The organism is Streptococcus sp. HMSC066E07, from assembly GCF_001814695.1.
In the GTDB taxonomy this organism is placed as follows: Bacteria; Bacillota; Bacilli; order Lactobacillales; family Streptococcaceae; genus Streptococcus; species Streptococcus hominis.
This window is the reverse complement of record NZ_KV817448.1, coordinates 141,548-167,312: the sequence shown is the minus strand read 5'-3', so window position 1 is coordinate 167,312 and position 25,765 is coordinate 141,548. Positions and strand designations below refer to the sequence as shown.

General features: G+C 40.2%; 42 protein-coding genes and 1 pseudogene. 1 reads left to right on the top strand and 42 read right to left on the bottom strand.

Features of this window, described 5'->3' with window-relative positions; all coding sequences use genetic code 11:
* From HMPREF2984_RS09800 to tgt, 35 genes are all read right to left on the bottom strand, one after another.
* Positions 1–181, bottom strand: a 181-nt coding sequence (locus HMPREF2984_RS09800) for a hypothetical protein (protein ID WP_218969689.1), incomplete at its 3' end; no start/stop codon positions are given.
* Between the two features lie 189 nt (positions 182–370).
* Positions 371–757, bottom strand: coding sequence for a 50S ribosomal protein L17 (gene rplQ, locus HMPREF2984_RS06325; RefSeq protein WP_003026513.1), 387 nt, complete (start codon positions 755–757; stop codon positions 371–373).
* A gap of 11 nt (positions 758–768) precedes the next feature.
* On the bottom strand, positions 769–1,707 hold the full coding sequence (locus HMPREF2984_RS06320; RefSeq protein WP_003026514.1) for a DNA-directed RNA polymerase subunit alpha: 939 nt from the start codon (positions 1,705–1,707) through the stop codon (positions 769–771).
* A 44-nt stretch (positions 1,708–1,751) separates the two neighbouring features.
* Positions 1,752–2,135: a 30S ribosomal protein S11 gene (gene rpsK / locus HMPREF2984_RS06315; protein ID WP_001118385.1), complete on the bottom strand. Its 384-nt coding sequence runs from the start codon at positions 2,133–2,135 to the stop codon at positions 1,752–1,754.
* Between the two features lie 19 nt (positions 2,136–2,154).
* A complete protein-coding gene (gene rpsM, locus HMPREF2984_RS06310) occupies positions 2,155–2,520 on the bottom strand; it encodes a 30S ribosomal protein S13 (RefSeq protein WP_002262317.1) in 366 nt (121 codons plus the stop codon).
* Positions 2,521–2,535: 15 nt separating this feature from the next.
* On the bottom strand, positions 2,536–2,652 hold the full coding sequence (gene rpmJ, locus HMPREF2984_RS09450; protein WP_001808836.1) for a 50S ribosomal protein L36: 117 nt from the start codon (positions 2,650–2,652) through the stop codon (positions 2,536–2,538).
* 24 nt (positions 2,653–2,676) lie between these two features.
* Positions 2,677–2,895, bottom strand: a complete 219-nt coding sequence (infA, locus tag HMPREF2984_RS06305) for a translation initiation factor IF-1 (protein WP_001029883.1) — start codon at positions 2,893–2,895, stop codon at positions 2,677–2,679.
* A gap of 116 nt (positions 2,896–3,011) precedes the next feature.
* Positions 3,012–3,650 carry an adenylate kinase gene (locus HMPREF2984_RS06300; protein WP_070670801.1) on the bottom strand — a complete coding sequence of 213 codons (639 nt, stop codon included), beginning with the start codon at positions 3,648–3,650 and terminating at the stop codon, positions 3,012–3,014.
* 242 nt (positions 3,651–3,892) lie between these two features.
* Positions 3,893–5,200, bottom strand: coding sequence for a preprotein translocase subunit SecY (gene secY / locus HMPREF2984_RS06295; protein WP_003026523.1), 1,308 nt, complete (start codon positions 5,198–5,200; stop codon positions 3,893–3,895).
* Positions 5,201–5,212: 12 nt separating this feature from the next.
* Positions 5,213–5,653, bottom strand: coding sequence for a 50S ribosomal protein L15 (gene rplO, locus HMPREF2984_RS06290; protein ID WP_049517058.1), 441 nt, complete (start codon positions 5,651–5,653; stop codon positions 5,213–5,215).
* Positions 5,654–5,813: 160 nt separating this feature from the next.
* Complete coding sequence (rpmD, locus tag HMPREF2984_RS06285) at positions 5,814–5,996, bottom strand: 50S ribosomal protein L30 (protein ID WP_003029471.1); 183 nt, start codon at positions 5,994–5,996, stop codon at positions 5,814–5,816.
* Positions 5,997–6,010: 14 nt separating this feature from the next.
* Complete coding sequence (gene rpsE, locus HMPREF2984_RS06280; protein ID WP_003029472.1) at positions 6,011–6,505, bottom strand: 30S ribosomal protein S5; 495 nt, start codon at positions 6,503–6,505, stop codon at positions 6,011–6,013.
* 18 nt (positions 6,506–6,523) lie between these two features.
* Positions 6,524–6,880: a 50S ribosomal protein L18 gene (gene rplR / locus HMPREF2984_RS06275; protein WP_142350449.1), complete on the bottom strand. Its 357-nt coding sequence runs from the start codon at positions 6,878–6,880 to the stop codon at positions 6,524–6,526.
* A gap of 81 nt (positions 6,881–6,961) precedes the next feature.
* Positions 6,962–7,498, bottom strand: coding sequence for a 50S ribosomal protein L6 (rplF, locus tag HMPREF2984_RS06270; RefSeq protein WP_021002170.1), 537 nt, complete (start codon positions 7,496–7,498; stop codon positions 6,962–6,964).
* A 95-nt stretch (positions 7,499–7,593) separates the two neighbouring features.
* The gene (locus HMPREF2984_RS09795) at positions 7,594–7,740 is read right to left on the bottom strand and encodes a hypothetical protein (protein WP_155589714.1); all 147 of its coding nucleotides are present in this window, start codon (positions 7,738–7,740) and stop codon (positions 7,594–7,596) included.
* Complete coding sequence (gene rpsH / locus HMPREF2984_RS06265; protein ID WP_003026535.1) at positions 7,741–8,139, bottom strand: 30S ribosomal protein S8; 399 nt, start codon at positions 8,137–8,139, stop codon at positions 7,741–7,743.
* 180 nt (positions 8,140–8,319) lie between these two features.
* A complete protein-coding gene (locus HMPREF2984_RS06260; protein WP_001085699.1) occupies positions 8,320–8,505 on the bottom strand; it encodes a type Z 30S ribosomal protein S14 in 186 nt (61 codons plus the stop codon).
* A gap of 17 nt (positions 8,506–8,522) precedes the next feature.
* Entirely contained in the window at positions 8,523–9,065 is a 543-nt protein-coding gene (rplE, locus tag HMPREF2984_RS06255) for a 50S ribosomal protein L5 (RefSeq protein ID WP_003040778.1), read from the bottom strand.
* A gap of 23 nt (positions 9,066–9,088) precedes the next feature.
* Positions 9,089–9,394, bottom strand: coding sequence for a 50S ribosomal protein L24 (gene rplX, locus HMPREF2984_RS06250; RefSeq protein WP_003026539.1), 306 nt, complete (start codon positions 9,392–9,394; stop codon positions 9,089–9,091).
* A 75-nt stretch (positions 9,395–9,469) separates the two neighbouring features.
* Positions 9,470–9,838: a 50S ribosomal protein L14 gene (gene rplN, locus HMPREF2984_RS06245; protein WP_003026541.1), complete on the bottom strand. Its 369-nt coding sequence runs from the start codon at positions 9,836–9,838 to the stop codon at positions 9,470–9,472.
* 25 nt (positions 9,839–9,863) lie between these two features.
* A complete protein-coding gene (gene rpsQ / locus HMPREF2984_RS06240) occupies positions 9,864–10,124 on the bottom strand; it encodes a 30S ribosomal protein S17 (protein ID WP_003026542.1) in 261 nt (86 codons plus the stop codon).
* 27 nt (positions 10,125–10,151) lie between these two features.
* Positions 10,152–10,358, bottom strand: coding sequence for a 50S ribosomal protein L29 (rpmC, locus tag HMPREF2984_RS06235; RefSeq protein WP_003029476.1), 207 nt, complete (start codon positions 10,356–10,358; stop codon positions 10,152–10,154).
* A 9-nt stretch (positions 10,359–10,367) separates the two neighbouring features.
* Positions 10,368–10,781, bottom strand: coding sequence for a 50S ribosomal protein L16 (gene rplP / locus HMPREF2984_RS06230; protein WP_003029477.1), 414 nt, complete (start codon positions 10,779–10,781; stop codon positions 10,368–10,370).
* A gap of 3 nt (positions 10,782–10,784) precedes the next feature.
* Positions 10,785–11,438, bottom strand: a complete 654-nt coding sequence (rpsC, locus tag HMPREF2984_RS06225) for a 30S ribosomal protein S3 (protein ID WP_003029478.1) — start codon at positions 11,436–11,438, stop codon at positions 10,785–10,787.
* Positions 11,439–11,450: 12 nt separating this feature from the next.
* Complete coding sequence (gene rplV / locus HMPREF2984_RS06220; protein ID WP_003026550.1) at positions 11,451–11,795, bottom strand: 50S ribosomal protein L22; 345 nt, start codon at positions 11,793–11,795, stop codon at positions 11,451–11,453.
* Positions 11,796–11,809: 14 nt separating this feature from the next.
* Entirely contained in the window at positions 11,810–12,088 is a 279-nt protein-coding gene (gene rpsS / locus HMPREF2984_RS06215; protein WP_000533765.1) for a 30S ribosomal protein S19, read from the bottom strand.
* Positions 12,089–12,174: 86 nt separating this feature from the next.
* Positions 12,175–13,008, bottom strand: a complete 834-nt coding sequence (gene rplB, locus HMPREF2984_RS06210; RefSeq protein ID WP_070670799.1) for a 50S ribosomal protein L2 — start codon at positions 13,006–13,008, stop codon at positions 12,175–12,177.
* Positions 13,009–13,025: 17 nt separating this feature from the next.
* Positions 13,026–13,322, bottom strand: a complete 297-nt coding sequence (locus HMPREF2984_RS06205; RefSeq protein WP_003026555.1) for a 50S ribosomal protein L23 — start codon at positions 13,320–13,322, stop codon at positions 13,026–13,028.
* The gene (gene rplD, locus HMPREF2984_RS06200; RefSeq protein WP_070670797.1) at positions 13,322–13,945 is read right to left on the bottom strand and encodes a 50S ribosomal protein L4; all 624 of its coding nucleotides are present in this window, start codon (positions 13,943–13,945) and stop codon (positions 13,322–13,324) included. Before rplD ends, HMPREF2984_RS06205 begins: the two co-directional genes overlap by 1 nt.
* 24 nt (positions 13,946–13,969) lie before the next feature.
* Complete coding sequence (gene rplC, locus HMPREF2984_RS06195; protein ID WP_003026558.1) at positions 13,970–14,596, bottom strand: 50S ribosomal protein L3; 627 nt, start codon at positions 14,594–14,596, stop codon at positions 13,970–13,972.
* A 206-nt stretch (positions 14,597–14,802) separates the two neighbouring features.
* Positions 14,803–15,111 (bottom strand): 30S ribosomal protein S10, encoded by a 309-nt coding sequence (gene rpsJ / locus HMPREF2984_RS06190; RefSeq protein WP_002894478.1) that lies wholly within the window; start codon positions 15,109–15,111, stop codon positions 14,803–14,805.
* 312 nt (positions 15,112–15,423) lie between these two features.
* The gene (locus HMPREF2984_RS09445) at positions 15,424–15,774 is read right to left on the bottom strand and encodes an FUSC family protein (RefSeq protein WP_126407969.1); all 351 of its coding nucleotides are present in this window, start codon (positions 15,772–15,774) and stop codon (positions 15,424–15,426) included.
* Entirely contained in the window at positions 15,720–15,887 is a 168-nt protein-coding gene (locus HMPREF2984_RS09730; RefSeq protein WP_003040631.1) for a hypothetical protein, read from the bottom strand. Before HMPREF2984_RS09730 ends, HMPREF2984_RS09445 begins: the two co-directional genes overlap by 55 nt.
* A gap of 187 nt (positions 15,888–16,074) precedes the next feature.
* Complete coding sequence (locus HMPREF2984_RS06180; RefSeq protein WP_049533000.1) at positions 16,075–16,710, bottom strand: uridine kinase family protein; 636 nt, start codon at positions 16,708–16,710, stop codon at positions 16,075–16,077.
* A complete protein-coding gene (tgt, locus tag HMPREF2984_RS06175) occupies positions 16,711–17,853 on the bottom strand; it encodes a tRNA guanosine(34) transglycosylase Tgt (protein WP_049532999.1) in 1,143 nt (380 codons plus the stop codon).
* Between the two features lie 178 nt (positions 17,854–18,031).
* On the opposite strand from tgt, the gene HMPREF2984_RS06170 reads away from it, so the two are divergent.
* Positions 18,032–18,877 carry a DUF975 family protein gene (locus HMPREF2984_RS06170; RefSeq protein ID WP_049532998.1) on the top strand — a complete coding sequence of 282 codons (846 nt, stop codon included), beginning with the start codon at positions 18,032–18,034 and terminating at the stop codon, positions 18,875–18,877.
* 262 nt (positions 18,878–19,139) lie between these two features.
* Here HMPREF2984_RS06170 and HMPREF2984_RS06165 read toward each other — a convergent pair whose 3' ends face one another.
* The 7 genes and pseudogenes from HMPREF2984_RS06165 to HMPREF2984_RS06140 form a co-directional block, all read right to left on the bottom strand.
* A complete protein-coding gene (locus tag HMPREF2984_RS06165; protein ID WP_142350448.1) occupies positions 19,140–19,616 on the bottom strand; it encodes a kinase in 477 nt (158 codons plus the stop codon).
* Positions 19,617–19,633: 17 nt separating this feature from the next.
* Entirely contained in the window at positions 19,634–20,071 is a 438-nt protein-coding gene (locus HMPREF2984_RS06160) for a CoA-binding protein (RefSeq protein ID WP_070670810.1), read from the bottom strand.
* Between the two features lie 166 nt (positions 20,072–20,237).
* Positions 20,238–22,883, bottom strand: coding sequence for a DNA polymerase I (polA, locus tag HMPREF2984_RS06155; RefSeq protein ID WP_070670808.1), 2,646 nt, complete (start codon positions 22,881–22,883; stop codon positions 20,238–20,240).
* Positions 22,884–22,962: 79 nt separating this feature from the next.
* Positions 22,963–23,109: pseudogene (locus HMPREF2984_RS09945) on the bottom strand (haloacid dehalogenase); the annotation flags it as partial.
* Positions 23,110–23,180: 71 nt separating this feature from the next.
* Entirely contained in the window at positions 23,181–24,212 is a 1,032-nt protein-coding gene (locus HMPREF2984_RS06150) for a sensor histidine kinase (RefSeq protein ID WP_070670793.1), read from the bottom strand.
* A gap of 1 nt (position 24,213) precedes the next feature.
* Complete coding sequence (locus HMPREF2984_RS06145) at positions 24,214–24,900, bottom strand: response regulator transcription factor (protein ID WP_070670791.1); 687 nt, start codon at positions 24,898–24,900, stop codon at positions 24,214–24,216.
* 98 nt (positions 24,901–24,998) lie between these two features.
* A partial coding sequence (locus tag HMPREF2984_RS06140) for an SSURE domain-containing protein (protein ID WP_142350451.1) occupies positions 24,999–25,765 on the bottom strand: 767 nt, incomplete at its 5' end.

Genomic DNA, 25,765 nt, shown 5'->3' with positions numbered 1-25,765 from the left:
AAGGATAACATGAAGGAGAACCCTTTGGTTTTCTGGTAGCTATTCTACTCTTTTTGGTTTCTATTTCGTGCTTCTTAATACACCTAGCTATCTCTTCAGATACTTTTACATACTTTTCAGCAGATAAAGTTAAAACTAGTAGCTGTGATAAATTCAGCATTATAATTCTGTAGTGAAGCATCGATTATGAAATTCTAAAAAACGCCTGCTTACGAAATTGTTTTTTTGTAAAAGCAATTTCGTAAACAAGCGTCTACGTTTCTTATCATAAGATGAGTGTTCCCGCTAGGAAAAATCCTAGCGGTAGACCAGAGCTAGACTAAGAGTAACATTACTCCATCATCATAACACTCAACAAAATTGATAAAAATTATACTAATTCAATGATTGCCATTGGGGCAGCATCACCACGACGTGGTTCAGTTTTAAGGATACGAGTATATCCACCGTTACGTTCTGCATAACGAGGAGCTAAATCAGAGAATAATTTTTGAAGAGCAGTAGTTGAAGTATACTTTTCTGTTTCTTCATCATAGTTTTCTGATGCAATTTCGTTACGAACAAAAGCTGCTGCTTGACGGCGAGCATGCAAATCACCACGTTTACCCAAAGTAATCATTTTTTCAACTGTTTTACGGATTTCTTTAGCACGAGCTTCTGTTGTCACAATTGATTCGTTGATAATCAAGTCAGTGGTCAAATCGCGAAGCATTGCTTTACGTTGTGAGCTAGTGCGTCCTAGTTTACGGTAAGCCATGTTTTCCTCCTTTATTTATCGTTTTTTAATCCAAGACCGAGATCAGCAAGTTTTACTTTCACTTCTTCAAGACTCTTACGTCCTAGATTTCTTACTTTCATCATTTCAGGTTCAGTTTTTTCTGTCAAATCAAATACAGTATTGATACCAGCACGTTTCAAACAGTTGTACGAACGAACTGACAAATCTAATTCTTCAATTGTACGATCCAACACACGATCATCTGAAACTTTTTCTGTTTCTTTCATCACATCGGTAGATTTTGCTACTTCAGTTAAGTTAGTAAACAGGTCTAAATGTTCCGTTAAAATGCGCGCAGAAAGCCCTAGAGCATCTTCTGGAATAATCGTCCCGTCTGTCATGATTTCAAGAGTTAATTTATCAAAACCATCATTGCTACCAACGCGAGCTGGTTCAACTTGATAATTAACTTTTTTCACCGGCGTATAGATTGAATCTACCGCAAGCGTCCCTACTGGTGCATCATCTTTTTTATTTTCATCAGCCGGTACATAACCACGACCTGTATTTACGGTCATAATAGCTTTTAAGCTAGCACCTTCACCAATTGTAAAGAGATAATGATCAGGGTTTACAATTTCAATATCACTATCTGTCAAAATATCACCGGCAGTGATTTCTGCAGGACCTTCAACATCAAGCTCAATTGTCTTTTCGTCTTCGACGTAAGATTTTACAGCAATCCCTTTGACGTTCAAAATAATTTGCATGACGTCTTCACGGACACCTGGAACTGTATCAAACTCGTGTAGAACACCTTCGATATTGATAGATGTCACAGCAGCACCTGGTAGAGATGCAAGAAGTACACGGCGAAGTGAGTTCCCAAGCGTTGTACCATAACCACGTTCTAGTGGTTCTACTACAAATATGCCATAGTCTTTATTTTCATCAATTTTTGTTATATTTGGTTTTTCAAACTCAATCATTTAGTTACTCCCTCTTAAACGAAAAGCAGTGTAATGGTTTATGATTATACACGGCGACGTTTTGGAGGACGAGCACCATTGTGTGGCACAGGAGTCACATCACGAATAGCTGTTACTTCAAGACCAGCGGCAGCAAGAGCACGAATAGCTGACTCACGACCAGAACCTGGACCTTTAACAGTAACTTCAACTGATTTAAGACCGTGTTCTTGTGCAGACTTTGCAGCAGCTTCAGATGCCATTTGGGCAGCAAATGGTGTAGATTTACGAGAACCTTTAAATCCAAGAGCTCCGGCAGATGACCAAGCAATTGCGTTACCATGCACATCAGTAATCATAACAATAGTGTTGTTAAATGTAGCGTGAATATGAGCAATACCAGATTCGATATTTTTCTTCACACGACGTTTACGTGTTGGTTTAGCCAAGACTTTTTACCTCCTTATATTATTTTTTCTTACCAGCAATCGCAACAGCTTTACCTTTACGAGTGCGAGCGTTGTTCTTAGTGTTTTGTCCACGTACAGGAAGTCCACGACGATGACGGATTCCACGATATGAACCAATTTCCATCAAACGTTTGATGTTTAAGTTTACTTCACGACGAAGGTCACCTTCAACTTTGATAGCATCCACTTCACGACGGATAGCGTCTTCTTGATCAGATGTTAAATCTTTCACACGAATATCCTCTGAAACTCCAGCAGCTGCTAAAATTTTCTTAGATGTTGGAAGACCAATACCGTATACATAAGTCAGTGAAACAACTACACGTTTGTCATTTGGAATATCAACTCCAGCAATACGAGCCATTTTTTCTCCTTTCTATTATCCTTGACGTTGTTTGTGTTTTGGATTTGCTGGGCAAATCACCATAACACGACCATTACGACGAATAACTTTACAGTATTCGCAAATTGGTTTGACCGATGGTCTTACTTTCATTTCTTATCCCTCCAAGTATTTCGATTATTTAAAGCGGTAAGTGATCCGTCCACGTGTCAAATCATAAGGACTCATCTCGACAGTAACACGGTCTCCCGCTAAAATACGAATATAGTTTTTACGAATTTTACCAGAAACTGTTGCTAAAATCTGATGTCCATTTTCAAGTTCAACCGTAAACATTGCATTCGGCATTGTATCAACTACTTTGCCTTCAACTTCAATCACATCGTCTTTTGCCACGCAAAAGCACCCCCCTAAATTTCGATTCATTCCTCTGAGCACAGAGGTAACAATTATAAGTCAGACTAATTCATTGTATCACTACTTGTCAAATATTGCAAGTGTAAAAAACGCTTTTATTTTAACTTCAACAAGACTTTTTCAATATCTTTAAATACATCATCAATCTCTTGATTTCCTTGAGTATCATAAACCAAACCTTTAGCGCGATAATGATCAATAATCGGCTGACCTTGTGCAATGTTGACATCCAAACGACGTTTCACTGTTTCAGGTTTGTCATCTTCACGTTGGTAATAATCTTCTTCATTATAATCTGCTGGTGGATTAAATACTTTATGGAAAGTTTCTCCCGTTTTTTTATGAATAATCCGTCCACTCAAGCGCTCTAGTAGACTATTCGGATCTACTTCAATATTGACAACCCCATCCAAAACAAGACCAAGGGCAGTCAATATCTCATCCAACGCATAAGCTTGCTCAATGGTGCGTGGGTAACCGTCTAACAAAAATCCTTTTTCTTTAATATCATCTTGTGATAGTCGTTCTTTGACAATTCCATTGGTCACTTCATCAGGTACTAATTCGCCTTTGTCAATGTATGATTTAGCAAGTACACCCATTTCAGTTTGGTTTGCCATAGCTGCACGGAACATATCCCCTGTTGAGATATGCGCAACACCAAATTCCTCAACGATTTTGGCCGCTTGAGTACCCTTGCCTGCACCTGGCAAGCCCATAATCAAAAGATTCATGATCCTTCTCCTTTTTTGTTTTTAAATAAATCTATTACAAATTCTTAATAAACTTGTTTAAAAACAAAATAGAAAGAGTGGGACAGACTTCAGAAAATCTATGATTTTCGATTTGCTCTCCCACCCCGCAACATAGTTGATTCAGGATGAAAACAAAAACTCATTTTCATCATCAACCACTGCGTTCGTACTTTAACGCAAATTGCTTTTGAAAGTATAGAATATCTTTCTTTACTCTGTTTCTATTCTGTTGTATTCATAAAGCCAGTATATTTTCTCTTCAGAAGGTAACCTTCAAGCTGTTTCATTCCTTCAATACCAGTTGCAATAATAATCAGCAAACTAGTACCACCTAAAGCAACAGCATCTGTCAATCCAAACAAATCTTTTGCTAAAATCGGTAAAATCGAAATAAAGCCCAAGAAAAGTGAACCAACTGTCGCCAGGCGGCGAAGCAGCTTGGACATGTATTCTTCTGTACCTTTACCCGGACGTACACCATGAATATAAGCACCACTCTTTTGCAAATTCTCTGCAGTTTTCTCTGGATTAATTTGTACAAATGTATAGAAAAATGTAAACAAAATAATCAAGAGTGCGTACATCACAATTCCGCTTGCGGTTGTTGTTGCAAACAAGGACTGAGCCACTCGAACCCACTGTGCATTATGACCTGTAGCTGTCAAGAATTGGAAAATAGCTGCGGGTGCGGCAGTAATTGAACTTGCAAAGATAACCGGAATAACACCTGCTGGATTGACCTTCAAAGGAAGGTATGAGCTAGAAGGCGCACCTTGCGCAATCTTTGTATACTGGATTGGAATTTTGTATTCTGCTTGTTGAACGAATGTTGTAAAGTAAACAATGAGCAAAACAGCTATAATCAGAATAGTCACAAAAATGATAGATGAAGTAATACGGCTGCTTGGTACATTGACAAAGTAGTCTACATATATACTCTTAATCATTCCTGGAATTGCTGCTACGATACCTGCAAAGATAATCATAGAAACACCATTACCATAGCCTTTATCTGTGATTTGTTCCCCTAACCAAGTCACAATCATAGAACCTGTTGTCAAAAGGAAACCAATCAGCAAATAAGTTTGCCAGTTAGGTGTTGCCACCAACTTAGCACTAGACAAGGTATGGAAACCTGCTGTAATACCGATAGATTGAACAAACGCCAAGACTAAGGCAATATAGCGCGTTGCTTGATTTAACTTTCTTCGTCCAACTTCACCTTGCTTGCCCCATTCTACAAACTTAGGTAAAATATCCATTTGTAGCAATTGAACAACAATAGAGGCGGTAATATACGGACTAACTCCCAATGCAAATACTGAGAAATTTCGCAAAGCATTACCTGACACAAGGCTGAGCATGTTTAGAAATGAAAGCCCATTAAGAGCTTCCAAGCTTTTTGCATTAACACCTGGAACAGTAATCGTCGTACCAATTCGAAATACCAATACAATAAAAATTGTAAAGAGAATTTTTGAACGAACCTGTTTGATTTTTAATGCATCTTTTAATAGTTTAAAAAACATAGGTCACCTCGCTTAGATGACTTCCACTGAACCACCTTTAGCAGTGATAGCTTCTTCGGCTGATTTAGAGAATTTAGCTGCCTTCACAGTCAATTTCTTTGTCAATTCGCCGTTACCAAGAATCTTAACACCAGATTTTTCAGCTTTTACAATTCCTGCTTCAATAAGGACAACTGGAGTTACTTCTGTCCCGTCTTCAAAAACATTCAATTGATCAAGATTTACAATTGCGTATTCTTTACGATTGATATTCAAGAAACCGCGTTTTGGCATACGACGGAACAATGGTGTTTGTCCACCTTCAAAACCAAGACGAACTTTACCACCACTACGAGCTTTTTGACCTTTTTGACCACGTCCAGCTGTTTTACCATTACCAGATGAAGTACCACGTCCAACACGGTTGCGGACTTTACGAGAACCTGTAGCAGGTTGTAATTCATGAAGTTTCATTATATTTTTTCTCCTCTTTTGTAAAATGCTAGCGCTTATACTGAGAAAAAGGTGTCCTCAGTATAAACTCGCCTATACATATATTTAGTTTAAGGGGCTGAGAAAATCCTCTCATCCCCTAGTTTATTTCAATTTAAAGTTTTGTTAGCGAAATGATTGCTTACTTAACTTCTTCAACAGTTACCAAGTGTGATACTGCTGTAATCATACCACGAACAGCAGCATTATCTTCTTTGATAACTGAGCTATTTAATTTGCCAAGTCCAAGTGCTACAACAGTTTTACGTTGTGACGGAATGCGTCCGATTGGAGACTTTGTCAAAGTGATTTTAATTTGAGCCATGTGAATCTCCTTTCTTATGCTAAGTCAGAAACTGAAATACCACGAAGGGCAGCAACTTCTTCAGCGCGTTTTAATTGTTTCAAACCTTCAACAGTTGCGCGAACGATGTTGATTGGAGTGTTAGAACCAAGTGATTTAGATGTTACATCTGCTACACCTGCCAATTCAATGACGGCACGAACAGCACCACCAGCAGCTACTCCAGCACCTTCTACAGCTGGTTTCAACAAGACACGAGCCCCACCAAATTCAGATGTTACTTCGTGTGGAATTGTTGTGCCAACCATTGGTACTTCAATTAGGTTTTTCTTTGCATCTTCAACGGCTTTGCGAATTGCTTCTGGTACTTCTTGAGCTTTACCAGTACCAAAGCCAACACGACCATTACGGTCACCAACAACTACAAGAGCTGCAAAACGAAGACGACGTCCACCTTTAACAACTTTTGTAACACGGTTAATCGCAACTACGCGTTCTTCAAGTTCAACTGCATTGTCTTTAAATGCCATTTTTTAGTGTCCTCCCTATTAGAATTTCAATCCGTTTTCACGAGCTGCATCAGCCAAAGCTTTTACACGTCCGTGATATAGATATCCACCGCGGTCAAACACCACTTCAGAAATACCTTTAGCAACTGCACGTTCAGCAACGAGTCTTCCAACAACAACGGCTTGTTCAGTCTTAGTTCCTTTTGAAACTTCTTTGTCAAGAGTTGAAGCGCTTGCGAGCGTTACACCCGCTACGTCATCAATTACTTGAGCGTAGATGCCTGTATTAGAACGAAAAACGTTCAAACGTGGGCGATCAGCAGTTCCAGAGAGTTTTCCGCGAACGCGACGATGGCGTTTTTGGCGGACTTTGTTTTTATCTGGTTTCGAAATCACAATTTTCACCTCTTAATTTTATTGTGTGCCTAAGCACAAAGTTGGAAATAATTATTTCGGTTGAAGAACAACCGTTTAACATTATTTACCTGTTTTACCTTCTTTACGGCGAACAAATTCACCAACGTAGCGGATACCTTTCCCTTTATATGGTTCAGGAGCACGCAAGCTACGGATATAAGCAGCAGTTTGTCCAACTACTTCTTTTGAGATTCCGTTCACAACAATAGTCGTTGGATTTGGAAGTTCAAAAGTAATACCTTCAGGAGCTTCCACTTCATCTGGATGAGATTTACCAACTGAAAGTACCAATTTTTTACCTTGAAGTTGAGCACGGTATCCAACCCCACGCATTTCAAGTTCTTTCTTGAATCCTTCTGATACACCATGAACCATGTTGTTCAAAAGAGCACGAGTTGTTCCGTGGATTGTTTTCATTTCTTTTGTATCGTTTGGACGGTGAAGAGTTACTTCAGTTCCTTCCACACGAATATCAATATCTTTAGAGAACGTACGAGTGAGTTCTCCTTTAGGTCCTTTTACAGTTACTACATTGTCTTTGTTTGTCAATTCGACACCCGCAGGCAATGCAATAACTTTATTACCAATACGTGACATGTTATTTTTTCTCCTGTTAAATTGTCAGGTCGTCCGAGGACGGCCAGTTTTCACGGGGGAACTATCATAGCAGTTTGTATGATAGTTCTAACGTTTTATTCAAATATATCATTCAAATCAGTTTTGCCAATCTGAACACGAGCTACGGCCTGTGTGAAAAAGATAAATTTATCTTGAATGCGGGCATTCATCGCTAGATTTCCTATTTTCACTTTGTCCGTCACGCTCTTTGTATCATGCAATTACCAAACGTAGGCGATTACTTCCCCACCAACATTCTTTTGGCGTGCTTCTTTGTCAGTCAACAAGCCTTCAGATGTTGAGATAATCGCAATTCCAAGTCCATTCAAGACTTTTGGAAGATCTTCACATTTTTTGTAAACACGAAGTCCTGGTGTTGAAACACGTTTCAAACCAGTGATAACTTTTTCACCGTTTTGACCGTATTTAAGGAATACACGAATAACACCTTGTTTATCATCTTCAATGTACTCAACGTTCTTCACAAAACCTTCGCGTTTAAGGATTTCAGCAATCCCTTTTTTGATATTTGATGCAGGTACTTCTAGCACTTCATGTTTTGCTTGATTCGCATTACGAATACGTGTCAAAAAGTCTGCAATTGGGTCAGTCATAACCATTTTATTTTTCTCCTCTTACTAGTAGTTTGATAATTCACTTGCTAGTTAATGATTGAGCTAGGCTCATAAGTTTTGTTTATAGATTTCATTTCCTAGATAAGTCTAGGCATTCGCTCGTAGGCATAACTTGAGTTAAGTAAGAGCGAATAACAACGACTCATGACGAAAAGGAAACTATAATTACCAAGAAGCTTTGGTAACGCCCGGAATTTGTCCTTTGTATGCCAATTCACGGAAGCAAACACGGCAAAGTTTAAACTTGCGGTAAACTGAATGTGGACGACCACAACGTTCGCAACGAGTGTAAGCTTGCGTAGAGAACTTCGCAGGGCGTTTGTTCTTAGCAATCATTGATTTTTTAGCCAATTTATTTACCTCCTAGATTATTTTGCAAAAGGCATTCCAAGGCCTGTAAGCAATTCACGTGATTCTTCATCCGTGTTAGCAGTTGTTACAATAACAATGTCAAGACCGCGAGTCTTGTCAACATCATCAAAGTTGATTTCTGGGAAAATCAATTGTTCTTTCACACCAAGTGTGTAGTTCCCGCGTCCATCAAATGATTTTGTTGGAACACCGTGGAAGTCACGAACACGTGGAAGTGATACAGTAACCAATTTATCCAAGAATTCATACATGCGTTCACCACGAAGAGTTACCTTAGCACCGATCGCTACACCTTCACGAAGACGGAAGCCGGCGATAGATTTTTTAGCTTTAGTGATAAGTGGTTTTTGACCTGAGATAAGAGCAAGCTCTTCAGCAGCTTTTTCAAGATTTTTAGCATTTGAAACAGCGTCACCAACACCCATGTTCAAAACGATTTTATCCACTTTTGGCACAGCCATAACAGATGAGTAGTTGAACTTTTCAGTCAAAGCAGGAACTACTTCTTTAAGATATTTTTCTTTTAAACGATTTGCCATTATACTTCTCCTTTCCTTCGTGATTAGTCAAGCACTTCGCCTGATTTTTTATTGTAACGAACTTTTTTGCCGTCTACAAACTTGTAGCCAACACGTCCTGCAACACCATTTTTGTCAAGTACTTGAACGTTTGACACATGGATTGGTGCTTCTTTTTCCACGATAGCACCTTGAGGGTTTTCGTTATTAGGTTTTTGGTGTTTCTTGATGATATTTACACCTTCAACAACAACTTTATTTACTTTTGGAAGTGCGGCAACGACTTTGGCTTCAACACCTTTGTCTTTACCAGCAATCACGCGAACTTTGTCGCCAGTTTTTACAAACATTGGTTTCTCCTTTGATTTCTTACGCCCTGAAGGGCACCCTATCTGTCGAAGATAGGGGACTTAGTTTGTTTTTGATTAAAGTACTTCTGGAGCAAGTGAAACGATCTTCATGAATCCACCTTCACGCAATTCACGTGCAACTGGACCAAAGATACGTGTTCCGCGAGGAGTTTTATCATCACGGATAATCACTGCAGCATTTTCGTCAAATTTGATGTATGAACCATCTTTGCGACGAGCACCTGATTTAGTACGAACGATAACCGCTTTTACAACGTCACCTTTTTTAACCGCACCACCAGGAGTAGCTTGTTTTACAGATGCAACGATGACATCACCAATGCTAGCGAATTTACGCTTTGAACCACCAAGAACTTTGATTGTCAAGATTTCGCGGGCACCGCTGTTGTCAGCAACTTTCAAACGAGTTTCTGTTTGAATCATTTAAGTTTTCTCCTTTCTGGTTTGATTAGATGATAACTGCTTCTTCTACAACTTCTACAAGACGGAAGCGTTTTGTAGCTGAAAGCGGACGAGTTTCCATGATACGAACAATATCGCCTTCTTTAGCGATGTTATTTTCATCATGCGCTTTGTATTTTTTAGAGTAGTTAATACGCTTACCATAGACTGGGTGGTTACGTTTTGTTTCAACTACAACTGTGATTGTTTTATCCATCTTGTCAGAAACGACGCGTCCAACAAGCGTTTTACGTTGATTACGTTCCATTTTAGAATTTCTCCTTTCCCAAGTCTATTATTTCATTTCTGATTGAACAGTTTTGATACGAGCGATTTGCTTTTTCACTTCTTTCAAGCGTGCAGTTTGTTCTAATTGACCTGTTGCTGCTTGGAAACGAAGATCAAACAATTCTTTCTTCAATTCTCTTTCACGCTTCGCGAGTTCTTCTTGAGAAAGACCACGAAGTTCTTTAACAAATTCTTTTACTTCATTAAGTTTCATGCCTTCTCCTTATTCAGCTTCACGTTTCACGAATTTTGTTTTAACTGGTAATTTGTGGCTTGCAAGACGAAGCGCTTCACGAGCAACTTCCTCAGGCACACCAGCGATTTCAAACATCACTTTACCACGTTTAACTGGCGCAACCCAACCTTCTGGAGCACCTTTCCCAGATCCCATACGAACCCCGATAGCTTTGGCAGTGTATGATTTGTGTGGGAAGATTTTAATCCAAACTTTACCACCACGTTTCATGTAACGCGTCATAGCGATACGAGCAGCTTCGATTTGGCGGTTTGTGATCCAATGGCTAGTAGTCGCTTGAAGACCATATTCTCCAAATGCTACTTCTTTACCACCTTTAGCTTCACCGCGCATTTTACCACGAAATTCGCGACGGTGTTTAACACGTTTAGGTACTAACATTGGTTATTTACCTCCTTTAGTGTTTTTACGAGCTGGAAGAACTTCTCCGCGGTAAATCCAGACTTTAACACCAAGTTTACCGTAAGTAGTATCTGCTTCTTCCCAAGCGTAATCAATATCTGCACGAAGCGTATGAAGCGGAACAGTTCCTTCAGAATACCCTTCACTACGAGCGATATCAGCACCGTTCAAGCGGCCAGATACTTGAGTTTTAATTCCTTTAGCTCCCGCACGCATGGTACGTTGGATTGCTTGTTTTTGAGCACGACGGAAAGCAACACGTTGTTCTAATTGGCGAGCAATTCCTTCACCAACAAGATGAGCATCCAAATCTGGTGATTTGATTTCAATGATGTTGATGTGGACTTGTTTACTAGTCAATTTGTTAAGCTTTGCACGAAGTGCATCAACGTTTGCTCCACCTTTACCGATAACCATACCTGGTTTAGCAGTGTGAAGAGAAACGTTTACTTTATTTACTGCGCGTTCGATTTCAATAGTTGAAACAGCTGCGTCAGCTAATTCTTTTTGAACGAATTTACGGATTGCAAGATCTTCATGAAGGTAATCCGCGTATTCTTTTTCAGCATACCATTTGGCATCCCAGTCACGGATGATACCGACACGCATACCTATTGGATGTACTTTTTGACCCACGATTTTACCTCCTTATTTTTCTGCAACGACCACTGTGATGTGGCTAGTGCGTTTGTTGATTGGTGAAGCTGAACCTTTTGCACGTGGACGGAAACGTTTCATTGTTGGTCCTTCGTTTGCGTAAGCTTCAGATACTACCAAGTTTGCTTTTTCCAAACCAAAGTTGTTTTCTGCATTAGCGATTGCTGAGTTCAACACTTTTTCGATAATGCCAGCAGCTTTGTTTGGTGTGAATTTCAAGATTGCGATTGCGTCAGCGACGTCTTTCCCGCGGATATTGTCAAGAACTAGACGAGATTTACGAGGTGAAACGCGCACTGTACGAGCCATTGCTTTAGCTGAAGTAATTTCTGCCATGTTTTTCTCCTCTCTTATCTACGTGTTTTCTTGTCGTCAGCAGCGTGACCTTTGTAAGTACGAGTTGGTGCAAATTCACCAAGCTTGTGCCCTACCATGTCTTCTTGGATGTAAACAGGAACATGTTTACGTCCATCATAAACTGCAATTGTATATCCGATGAAACTTGGGAAAATCGTTGAACGACGTGACCAAGTTTTGATGACTTTTTTCTTTTCGTCGTTGGCTTGAGCTTCAACTTTTTTCATCAAATGCTCATCGACGAAAGGTCCTTTTTTAAGACTGCGTCCCATTTTTATGTTTTCTCCTTTAAAATATGTACCACAACGGCTTGCACTGACAATCAGCGCTACCGAGCTGGCGGATAGATTGTTTTAGATTATTTCTCGTTGCGACGACGAACGATGAGTTTGTCAGATTTCGCTTTTTTGTTACGAGTTTTAAGTCCAAGAGCAGGTTTGCCCCATGGAGTAGATGGCGCTTTACGACCAACTGGTGCTTTACCTTCACCACCACCGTGCGGGTGATCGTTCGGGTTCATTACAGAACCGCGAACTGTTGGACGAATACCTTTCCAACGGCTACGTCCAGCCTTACCAAGGTTAACCAATCCATGTTGTTCATTTCCAATAACACCGACAGTTGCACGGCAAGTCCCAAGAATCATGCGAACTTCGCCTGATTGCAAACGAACAAGAACATATTTGCCTTCTTGACCGAGCACTTGAGCAGAAGCTCCAGCAGCACGTACTAATTCACCACCATGTCCTGGTTTCAATTCAATATTATGAATCAATGTACCAACCGGGATATTAGCAAGTGGAAGAGCATTTCCGACTTTAATATCCGCTTCTGGTCCAGAAACGATGCGTTGACCGACTTCAAGGCCTTTAGGAGCGATGATATAAGCTTTCACACCGTCAGTGTAATGTACAAGAGCGATGTTTGCTGAACGATTTGGATCGTATTCAATTGTTTTAACAACTGCTTCAACACCGTCTTTGTTACGTTTGAAGTCAATCAAACGGTAATGGCGTTTGTGTCCACCACCTTGGTGACGAACAGTGATACGACCGTTGTTGTTACGACCCGCTTTGTTGTTCAAAGAAACAAGCAAAGTTTTTTCTGGAGTGCTCGTTGTGATTTCAGCGAAATCCAAAGAAGTCATATTACGGCGACCATTTGTAGTTGGTTTGTAAACTCTGATTCCCACGATATTTCCTCCTTAGATTATTCTGCTTCAGCACCGAACAACTCGATTGCTTTAGAATCAGCTGTAAGAGTGATGATAGCTTTTTTAGTTTTGTTTGTAAAACCAGTATAACGCCCTACACGTTTTGCTTTTGGTTTTACATTGATCGTGTTCACGTTTGCAACTTTCACTCCGTCAAAAGCAGCTTCAACCGCTTGTTTGATCAAAAGTTTATGAGCGCGAGTGTCCACTTCAAATACGTACTTACCTTCTTCAAGAAGAGCCATTGTGCTTTCTGTGATGATAGGCTTTTTGATTACGTCATACAAATTCATTATGCAAGAACCTCCTCGATTGTAGAGATAGCTTCTTTAGTAACAAGAAGTTTGTCGCTATTTACGATATCAAGAACACTTGCAGTTGTTGCTGTTGCAACTTTCACATTTGGAAGGTTACGAGCTGAAAGTGTAGCAAATTCGTTTCCTTCTTCAAGAATTACAAGTACTTTTGAATCAATGCCAAGTGCAGCAAGTACTTTCGCAAACTCAGCAGTCTTTGGAGCTGTAAATGAAAGGCTGTCTACAGCTACGAATTTGTCCTCAGCAACTTTTTCAGAATAAACTGATTTAAGTGCCAATCTACGAACTTTTTGTGGAAGTTTGTAGGCGTATGAACGAGGAGTTGGACCAAATACGGTACCACCACCACGCCATTGTGGAGAGCGAATAGAACCTTGACGCGCACGTCCAGTTCCTTTTTGACGCCATGGTTTGCGTCCGCCACCTGATACTGCAGAGCGGTTTTTAACAGCGTGAGTTCCTTGACGAAGGCTTGCACGTTGACTGATAACAACATCAAATACAACTGATTCATTTGGCTCAATACCAAATACTGCATCGTTAAGAACTACTTCACCAGCTTCTTTACCAGTTTGGTCAAATAATTTTACGTTTGCCATTATGACTGATTTCCCCTTTCTTTATTATTTACCAGCTTTAACTGCTGACTTGATAGTGATAAGAGATTTCTTAGCACCAGGCACGTTACCTTTGATGAGGATAACGTTTTTCTCTGGAACAACTTGTGCGATTTCAAGGTTTTGAATCGTTACACGGTTGCCACCCATGCGTCCTGCCAAGTGTTTGTTTTTGAAAACACGGTTAGGCGCAACTGGTCCCATAGAACCAGGACGACGGTGATAACGAGAACCGTGAGCCATTGGACCACGTGATTGACCGTGGCGTTTGATAACACCTTGGAAACCTTTACCTTTTGAAGTTCCTGTTACATCAACAACATCGCCAGCTTCGAATGTATCCACTGTGATTTCTGCACCGACCTCTAAGCCTTCAATGTTTTTGAATTCACGAATGAAGCGCTTAGGAGCCGTGTTAGCTTTCGCTACATGTCCTTTAGCAGGTTTGTTGCTCAATACATCACGAAGATCGTCAAAACCGACTTGAACAGCGTTATAACCATCTGTTTCAACTGTTTTTACTTGAAGAACCACGTTTGGTGTTGCTTCAACAACAGTTACAGGGATCAATTCGCCAGCTTCAGTGAAGATTTGAGTCATTCCCACTTTTTTCCCTAAGATTCCTTTTGTCATGAGAAAATGTTTCCTTTTCTATATTTTTTCAAAAAGTTTTTAACGAGCGTTTTTTATGCTCAAGATTAAGATATTAAGGGCGTTAAGAGAGTCTGGCAAAAATAGGAAACTGACGCAGTGTTCGACAAACACTAGGAAGTTTATCTTTTTTGCAGAGCTCTTATCCCGTATTCAGTTAAATCCGAATACTTTTATCTTGCATCTGATTAAAGTTTGATTTCCACGTTCACACCACTTGGAAGATCCAACTTCATCAAAGCATCAACCGTTTTTTGAGTTGGGTTGATGATGTCAATCAAGCGTTTGTGTGTACGCATTTCAAATTGTTCGCGAGAATCTTTGTATTTATGAGTCGCACGAATGATTGTGTAGAGGCTACGCTCAGTTGGAAGTGGGATTGGTCCTGCAACTTCTGCACCTGTACGAGTAGCAGTTTCTACGATTTTTGCAGCCGCTGTATCAAGTGTACGGTGTTCGTACGCTTTCAAACGGATACGGATTTTTTTGTTTGCCATCTTTTTCTCCTTTTCGTCTATTTAAGATAATAGGCTAGCTCCACAAGAAAACCGAGACGCCATTGCGTGGCAATGCAACCGAGCGTGTCGCAACCTCTTGCATCAAAGCTACAGACTGTTTTTTCACAGCACCATAATAGAATAACACAAAGATTCACTGATTGCAAGGGATTTGATAATTTTTTTGAGATTTCTTTGACAAAAAGAGACTTTACAAGGCAAAAAACGAATTTAGCTCGGCGAAGGATAAAAAACAAGAGAAGACTTACTAATTTCTCTTGTTCATATTTTCTAAATAATGAGTATTGAATATTATTTTTTGTCTTGCTTTATTGGTACTATTGAAACACCCCAAGCAACAATCGCTCCGTAGATAGTGGATAACAGTCTATTTGCTACGTAGAGCAAGTCTCCTTTTCCCATAATCGCAACAATCAGTAATGTTAAAACTGCAATTCTCGCTAAGAAAGGAGGTAAGGCAACCGATTTGCTAACATATAGAGTTCCAAGAATAGCTAACATTAACAGACAGAACAATGTTATCTTACTTGGGATGAAATGATAACAGCAAATCAAAAGAACAGCCGCTAAACCACCTACCAGCATTGCTAGAATCCGATAATATTCACTTTTTTGCTTGCCAGCCCCTCTTCCTGTACACACAGCAAAGCCGAAAAAGAAGCCGGTAAAATACCTAAAAAAGGAATAAGCCAGGCACTTACAATACAAAACATAACTGAGACAACGATTTTAAAATCGAGTGAATTTAATTTCATTTTTTTATCTCCTTGATTATTTGTTCTAATTGTAACACTAAACCAATCAATCGCAAAGAGCATTTTCTAAACAAAAACACCACTAACATAATGTAGTGGCATTTGGGAGATTATGAAAAAGAAAAGTTTTAGGATAAATATAGAATAACTTTTCAACCTTAAAACTAGCTTAACGTAACTTTATCTTTTAAAATAGAGATTTTTTAACTTTAAAAGTATTTCCCGATTGACAAATCAATATATCTGCAAGGTCGTGATAAGGTCTATAATAACGCTCATATTGCTCACGACGCGCTTGGTGCGTTCTCTCAATCCACTCAGGCTGCCGATTACGTACTGCTACATCACGGGACAAGCGGCGATCTAATTCCGTCGCTGCATCGGTGTAAAAACAAATGGACAAATCAAACAACTCTTTCGGCAGAAAAGCAACTGACATGCCTTCTACAATTAGAATTGATTTTTCCACTGAAAGTCGTTGACTTGGTGCCCAAGGTTGATCAATCGTCACTATATCACAGCCAGATTGCAAGGCTCTTATATCACGTTTCAAGCTCTTCAATTCATGAACCACTGGAAGACAGGCTGTCACTTTTTGCTCTGGAAATTCTCTAACTGCCAGCAAGTCACGATATTCCCCGTCTATTATATAAGGATCAGCCGCAAGCAGATTAACTCGCTCTCGCCCCAGACTTTCTACTAAACGTTTGGCAAAAGTAGATTTTCCAGAAGCACCGTGACCGTAAATCGCTAGCGTATGTTTTTTCCCATCCAGCAAATAATTCTTGACTACTTCTACTAACGACTTCTCACCGTGATTCATCTAGAAATTCCTCTTTGAATGATTGTAACCATAGCGCTCGATGAAATCTTCACGAAATTCAAGCAAATTGTCATCTAGAATGGCTTGGCGGACATTTTTCATCAGATTGATGAGGAAATAGAGATTATGATAGCTGGTTAGACGGAGTCCAAAGGTTTCATCGGCCTTAAGTAAATGACGAAGATAAGCACGCGTATAGTTTTTGCAGGTGTAGCAATCACAGTTATGATCCAGCGGTGTGAAATCCTCTGCAAATTGAGCATTTTTTACGACCAAACGCCCCTCACTGGTCATGCAGGTACCATTTCTGGCAATTCGTGTCGGCAGCACGCAGTCAAACATATCCACACCACGTATTACCCCGTCAATCAGGCTGTCTGGCGCTCCCACTCCCATGAGGTAGCGGGGCTTGTTTTCAGGTAACATCTGTGTTGTAAAGTCCAATACTGCATTCATCTCTTCATGAGATTCACCTACAGCTAAACCACCAATGGAATATCCTGGAAAATCCATACTAACCAAATCATGGGCTGACTGGCGGCGCAAATCTTCAAAACCAGCACCCTGCACAATCCCAAAGAGACCCTGGTCATGCGGACGGCGATGCGCTTTGAGTCCACGCTCTGCCCAGCGGCTGGTCCGCTCAATGGATTTCTTGACATAATCGTACGGTTGATAGAACTGCGGGCATTCATCAAAGGACATCATGATGTCACTGCCTAGATTGTTTTGAATAGAAATGGCCTTTTCTGGGGAGAGAAACATTTTTGCGCCGTTCAGGTGATTCTTGAAGGTCACCCCTTCTTCGGTGATGTTACGGCTGTCTGCCAAGGAATAAACTTGAAAACCACCGCTGTCTGTCAGAATAGCCTGATCCCAGTTCATAAATTTATGAAGCCCACCAGAACGCGCAATCAGCTCATCACCCGGCCGCAACCAGAGATGGTAGGTATTGGATAAAATAATCCCTGAACCCATTTCTTTGAGTTCTTCTGGCGACTGCGTTTTTACAGTTGCCTGAGTTCCCACGGGCATAAACATGGGAGTTGGGAAAGTGCCATGCGGCGTGATAATTTCTCCCAAACGAGCACCTGTGTGCTTCTCTTTTTTAATCAAACGATATTGAATCGGTGAATCTGACATTTTTACCTCCGATACTGGAAAAAACAGTCCCAGACCTTCATTTTACAGTGTGTGAGTTCATTTGACTCACAACATCCTGTATGATTTTATCAAAAAAAGGAAGAAAGATAAAGTAGATAAAAACTTTTCTTTCTCTTAGAAGAATATGGTATAATATTTTTCAATATAGGAGGCAAATATGAACTTAAGTGAATTGCGAGCAGAAGCTCGTCGTATCCAGCGCCAAACCAAGGGAATCTACGCACTCTTTTTAGTGCCAATTGTGACTGCGATTGTTTCCGTTGTTTACAATTATTCTTCAGACACCTTGTCCAATAATATCTTACAATATGGTATCCAAAATACGGTTGTCCACGGGATCAATCGCTCATTGTTCCCAGTAGCGATTAGTTTTATCGTATCTTTCTTTTTAACTGCTGCCTTTTGGACCTTACTGGAAGTCATTCGTGGAAAACGACAAGAGGTGCATTTTACAGATTCCATTCGGACTTTTGACAGTAAAATAATTGGTCCTGTTTTCATGACACTTTTGCTCAAGCGTATTTTACTATTTCTATGGAATCTTTTCGTCTGGATTGGGAGCGGCATGATGATTCTTGCTAGTTTTAGTATCATTAAACTCCTCCCCAATTCTCAAGATATCTCACAAAACGTTGCGCTTCAAACAACTATTGGAACTTTATTGCTCTACATTCTTATCGGTTTTCTCTTGATGATTATAGGCGTTCTGATTGCACTCCCTCAGTACTATGCCTATTCTCAAGTGGAATTTATCCTCTTTGACAGCTTGGAAAACAATAGCTACGATGGCGCCTTTAAAGTAATCCGTGCGAGTCGTCAGATGATGAAAGGTTACAAGGGAAAGAGATTTGTTCTTGATTTAACCTTTATCGGTTGGTACTTGCTAAGTGCCCTTACTTTTGGAATTGCTTCTATTTATGTTTATCCCTACGTTTATACAGCTCAGACTCTTTTCTATGAAACTGTCAGAAAGGAAAAAGAACAAACTCCGATTTTTTCTTAATTTTTCTAACTCTGAAAAATAAAATTAACCTCACAAAGACTTGGACAGTTGTTCAGGTCTTTTAAGTTCACTCTATTTTTATCTCGCACAATCACTCAACTAACGCGCAGTATCATAAACTCTACACAAAAAAGCCACCAATTGGGTGACTTTATTAGGGAGATTATTATGAAAAAGTTTAGGATTTCTATCAAACAAAGTTAGGAGGTCTTCATTTGATAAATATAGTATAACCAAGTTAGCTTAAACCAAACTTAATTTTTTAGAACAAATTGATTTTTTTAGAAATTTCTTGAAAGGCATCTTTCAGCGAATCTTGATCTGTAAAAGTTGCTACTTCCCAACCTAAGAAATCACATTCTTTCCACCAACGTTTCATGTCAGCTGGACTGAAATCTGCTTTCTTGCTCCTGGTTTGGTGGCGACGAACTGTCTCTTCAAAAGTCAAATCATAATAGTAAGACAGAACTTTTGGATAAAAGAGAGCACGCAGTTCTTCTAGCATTTGCCCGTAAATATCTGTTTCATAAAATCCTTCAACGATAACCAACAAATCTCGCTCATAGCCATAACGGGCAATGGTTGCCGTCAAAGAGATTGACAAATTGTCCGGCCCGACTTTTTCTTTTAGTATGTCACGGCGAACGACATTTTGATAAATGACAAGTGTCCTTCGTCCATAATACTCTTGCAATTTCTTTGCCAGACTCGTTTTTCCTGAACCAGAATTACCTCTGATATCACCAACGTTGGCATTTACCCTTCTAAAATCAGACGGGTATGCTCCTGCTTGATACAGCGGTTCATGACAATATCATCGTGCCCAACTGCACGAAGGATTTGCTCGGCTTCTTCATTTTCCAAGCCTAATTGTGCCCAGAAAATCTTAGCATTCACTTGCAGAAAATCACGCGCCACATCTGGCAAAAACTCACTGCGACGGTAGACATCAACAATATCCACTGAAAACGGAATATCTTTGAGGTTAGCATAGACGGTCTCACCTAAAATCTGACCACCGGCTGCTCGGGGATTGACTGGAACAATCCGATAGCCCCGTTCTTGCATCTCTTTGGATACACGGTGGCTGGTTGCCTCTTCTCGATCTGATAAACCAACAACCGCAATCACCTTGCTATTTTCTAAATAATGCTTGACAATCCCGTCGCTGGGATTTTTGAAATGATAGATCATAAAATTTTCTCCGTAATCTTTCATGCATCGTGAGCCATACCGTCCCTTTTTGAACCAGAAACACAAATATTTTATAAAGTTGATGTATTTGCCTTGAAAGTTTCTGATCTGAACTGAACACAGCTAAAAAATCAGAATGATATAGCTCTTTGGGGTACTTTTGATTCTACTTCGCTTCATACCAGGTCTTGCCGGCACTTTCGTCCGCTTTCAACGGAACAGAGAGTTCAATAGCAGATTCCATAATCTCTTTAACCAGCGTTTTGATAGCAGTCAATTCATTTGCGGGTACTTCAAGCACAATTTCGTCATGAACTTGCAATAGCATTCTGGTTTTAAAATTCCCATCTGTCAGAGCTTGATCCAGTCGAATCATTGCAATTTTAAGAATGTCTGCGGCTGAGCCTTGAATCGGTGAATTGATAGCTGTCCGTTCCGCAAATCCTCGGACATTGAAGTTACGAGAATTGATATCCGGGATCTCCCGACGACGGTGAAAGAGAGTTTCTACATAGCCCTTGTCTCTTGCCTCTCGCACTACATTTTCCATATAATTTTTGATACCCGGATAGCGCTCAAAATAAGTATCAATATAGGACTTCGCTTCCTTACGACTAATACCCAGATTGTTGGCAAGTCCAAAGTCAGAAATTCCGTAAACAACACCAAAGTTAACAGCTTTGGCATTGCGGCGGTCATTTGGTGTCACATCTTCTGGCTTTTCAATACCAAAAACCCGCATGGCTGTTGAAGTGTGAATATCTGCCCCGTGTCTGAAAGCCTCAATCAAATGCTCATCACCTGAAATATGCGCCAAAACCCGCAACTCAATTTGCGAATAATCAGAGCTAAGTAAGACACTGTTCTCCCACTCTGGCACAAAAGCCTTCCGAATCAAGCGCCCTTGCTCTAGGCGGATTGGGATATTTTGCAGATTAGGGTCAACACTTGATAGGCGTCCTGTCTGAGTCAAATCTTGAAGATAGCGAGTATGAATCTTTCCGTCCGCTAGAATCCAGTCCTGCAATCCCATGACATAAGTCGACTGAATCTTAGCAATCTGCCGATAGTCCAAAATCTTCTCCACAATTGGTGCGATTGGTGCCAAACGTTCCAATACATCTACTGCCGTAGAGTAGCCCGTTTTGGTTTTCTTAGTAAAAGACGTTGGCAAACCTAGTTTTTCAAAGAGAATACCCCCCAACTGTTTAGGCGAATTAATGTTAAACTCCTCACCAGCAAGCTCATAGATTTCCTGAGTTAGCCGAATCAGAATTCTCTCATTTTCAGCCTGCATAGTTTGCAATGTTTCGCGTTCTACTTTGATACCAGCAATCTCCATTTTAGCCAGCACAAAGGCTAAAGGTTGCTCCATTTCGTACAGTAGATTGAGTTGGTCATGCCGACATAGCAAGTCTGTCATAGGCTTTTCCGTTTCAATGAGAACTGTGACTTTTCTGGCTAAATGACTCAGTAAAATAGCTTTTTCAGGCAGTGCCCGCTTAGCTCCTTTTCCATAAACCACCTCATCTTCAGCGAGTTTGGTCTTGCCATAAAGGCCAGCAATTGTTGCGATTTCATTGTTATCAACGGTTGAAAGAAGGTACTTAGCTAAACGGCTATCAAATGCGGGCTGCGAAAGCTCAATGCCTAAGCGACTGAGCAAGACTTTGGAGCGTTTAAAATCATAAACCTTGAGGGCTGTATTTCCCAAAAATTCTTTGAAAGCTGGTTGTTGCAAGAGACTGATGTCCTGACTGGCATAAATCTGTCGTGCATTCCCCCAAGCAAAGCCCACCATCTCGTCAATGTGGCAATTGTCACCCAACATTTCAAAGTAGAAAAAATCATCTTTACTGAGCATTTCTGGACGGACTTCCGTCACTTCCTCAAAAGCAATGTCAGCCTCCTCTTCTGGCTCTGCTTCTGTTTCTAGCGCTTGCTTAAATTGCTTAAAGCCCATTTCATCGTAAAATCTGCTTAATTGTTTGATATTCGGACCTTGATAGAGAATATCTTCCAAACCAATTTCGATTGGGGCTTGGGTATCAATGGTTGCAAGTGTTCTAGATAAGAAAGCAATGTCCTTGTCATTGATGAGATTTTCCTTCATCTTAGACTGTTTCATTTGGTCAATGTTGTTATAAATACCTTCCAGAGAGCCATATTCCAAAAGAAGCTTGAGTCCCGTTTTCTCACCGATTTTAGTCACTCCAGGGATATTGTCTGAGGAATCGCCCATAAGAGCCTTAAGGTCAATAAATTGTGTGGGTGTAATTCCCATTTTTTCCATGAGGTAGGCTGGTGTGAATTTCTCGAACTCAGCCACACCTTTTTTAGAAATTTCCACAATAGTATTATCATCGGCCAGCTGGATCAAATCCTTGTCTCCACTCACGATTGTCACATCGTAGGAAACAGCCGTGTTTTCAGCCATTTTATCCAAAGTACCGATAATGTCATCTGCCTCATACTGATCCAAATCATAATAGCAAATACCCAGCTTATCTAGCATTTCGCGAATAAAAGGCAGCTGCTCACGAAATTCCTCTGGCGTTTTAGCCCGACCACCCTTGTAATCAGCATACATCTCTGTCCGAAAGGTAGTCTTTCCCGCATCAAAAGCCACCAAGATATGAGTTGGCTGTACACGTTCTATCAAGTGATTAAGCATAAGATGGAAGCCGTAAATGGCATTGGTGTGAAGCCCAGACGGACTCTTGAATCGGTCAATTTGATTATACAGTGCAAAAAAAGCACGAAAAGCGACGGACGAACCGTCAATCAACAGTAATTTATTCTTGTTTTCCATAGGTTTATTATAACATGAAACCAAAAAAATTTTTTGATTAAGGATAATGGCAGCACACAAAAAGCCTAAGAAAATTTTCTTAAGCCTTTATACTATTTTGATACAACAACTTCTCCAAATGTTTCACTGCATCTGCAAAGTAATCCACTACATACGTAGCTGCTTCTTGGACGGCCTTCGGAGCATGCGCCATACAGTAGGAAATATCGGATTTTTCAAAGACTGCAAACTAACTAATAAAAATAAAGAATGAGATAACCCGAAATGTTCATTTTTCTAGTCTATCTCACTTTCATTTTATAAATCTAATACAAGCGAAAAACTGCTACCTTGCCCATATTCGCTCTGAACGAAAATATCTCCACCCAGTTGATGTGCCAATTCACGCGCGATATAGAGTCCTAGACCGTGCCCGCCAGTTTTCATATTGCGAGAAGATTCTACCCGATAAAGTCGTTTAAATATTTTCTCCAAATCCTCTGACTTAATGCCCTGACCTTCATCTGCCACCGTTAAAGTCAAGCGCTTATTGTCAACCGCCGCATCAATAGTAAGCTTGGTGCCTGCTTCCGAATACTTAAAAGCATTGCTCACAAGATTGAGAATAAGCCGTGAAAGTTTATCATAATTGCTAATAATTTTTGCTGATTCTGGCTGTACCGAAATCCGAATATCTCGGTCTTCTTTATCAATCACCAATTGGAACTCCGACATAATATCAATCAAGAGCTTATCAAGATAAATCTCCTCTTTTTCTATCGGTGTATCTGGTTCATGCATGGTATTTAACGTAATGAAGCTTAACTCTTCCACCAGTTTATTTAGGCGATCGGTCTGCCGACTGATGGTTTTGAGATAATACTGCTGCTCGTCAGCTGCAATCACACCATCTAACATTCCCTCCACCGTCGCTTGAATGGATGTCAAAGGCGTTTTAATATCGTGTGAGAGCTGAGCAATCATCAAGCCCTTTTCTTTCTCGCTTTCTTCTAAAGAAGCAAAAGTATCTTGTAAATCCGTTGACATTTCGTTGAAAGCATCTGCTAATTCTTTAAACTCTGTTGGATTTTTAATTGTATTGACCGTTTCAAACTTCTTATCTGAAATACCTTTGATGAGCTGTTTTAATTTATCCAAAGAGAGAAAAACGCGGCTCAACAGTAAAAGACTGACCAATGCACCTGTAATACTTGCTAGAATACTAATCCCAATAATAAAATAAATATCACTTTTTGAAATCAGCATGGTGTTGACAGACCAGATAATGGCAACAACTGTGATGGTTGTGGAAATGAGGTAACCCACAATAATAAAGTGCTTTAATTTCATCTTACACCTCTATCTTATAGCCCAGCCCCCAAATAGTCTTGATCGTGGGTGTTTTTTCTGTACTGTATTTTGCTAAATCTTGCCGCAAGGCATGGATGTGAACATTCAACGTATTTGTATCATCTACAAAATCTTCTTGCCAGACTTTCTCATACAATTCTGTCTTAGAAAAGACCCGCTGAGGATTGCTGGCTAAAATCCATAGCAACTCAAAAGATTTAATGGTCATCATCAACGATTGTCCGTGCACTGTCACTTCGCGCGTTGCATGATTTATCTCTAAATCCCCTAGTTGGAGTTTTTCATCTGCTCCCACACTGCGGTGAATCCGCCGCAAGATATTGTGCACCCGCAACACCAACTCCCGCGGACTGAAAGGTTTGGTAATAAAATCATCCGCTCCCATACTGAGGGAATAAATTTTATCCGGTTCAGATGTTTTAGCAGTGATAAAAAGGAAAGGTTGCTCCGGAGCAAGATACTGCACTTCGCCAATCAAATCATACCCGTCCATGTTGGGCATCATAATGTCGGTGATAATCAAATCAATCGGATATTTCTTAAAAAGCTCCAAAGCTTCCTGCCCATCATGAGCCACATTGACTTCATAACCTGCCTGTGTTAAATAACGCTTGTTAATCTCGGTAATCTCTACTTCATCATCTACTAACAAAATTCTCTTCGTCATTTTCTTACCTCTATTGTGAAAAATAGTGTTATACCACGAAAAAGTATAACACTATTTCTATACTTGATTCAAGCGTTATCGCTCACAAAGTGCGAGAATTATTTCTTTTCTCTGCGTTTCATGCCAACAAGTGCTAAAATAGCTGCTGCACTTAATCCAAGAAGTCCTAGGACTGTCAAGCCAAGAGAGGATTTTTGACCTGTATTAGGAAGCGATTTTTTGCTTGCTGTAGCTTGTCCACCTTTTGAAGATGTCGCAGAAGGTGTTCCACCTTTATTTGAATGCTTGCTTCCGTCATAATCTGCTTTTTTACCTTGGTTTTGTGCCTGATCATTTTGACCTTGTTGAGATTGTCCTTTAGAGTCCGCTTTCTTTTCACCTTTTAGGTTAATCGTCACAGATTTCGTCGCAATGACATTCTTCAAGTCCGCTTTGCCATCTTTGGTTGCTCCATACACTGTAACAGTTGCTTTATACAAATGTGTTCCATTTGCTTTTAACTGTTCTAACAGAGCTTTGTCTTGTTTACCTGCAGCATTACCGTCCAATGAAACTTGGTAGAAATATTGGCCTTTGCCTAAGCCCGCTAGTGGCAATAGACCTGGATGCTTAGCTGAGCCATTATCTGACCATGGGGCGCCGTTTGAGGATTTGAGCAAAAGACGAGTCAACATGCCATCACCACCAAAGAGTTCATACGGAATCACTTGATTGACACCGGCTGTAAATGGTCCAGGAAAGACTGCATTTTTCAAGTAGCTTGCTGGAACATCAATTTTATCTTTGATGTTGTCTACTACGGATTTTTTCACTTGGTCAACGGTCGTAGTGCCATTCAAATTCAGATTTACTTGACGTGTTGCGA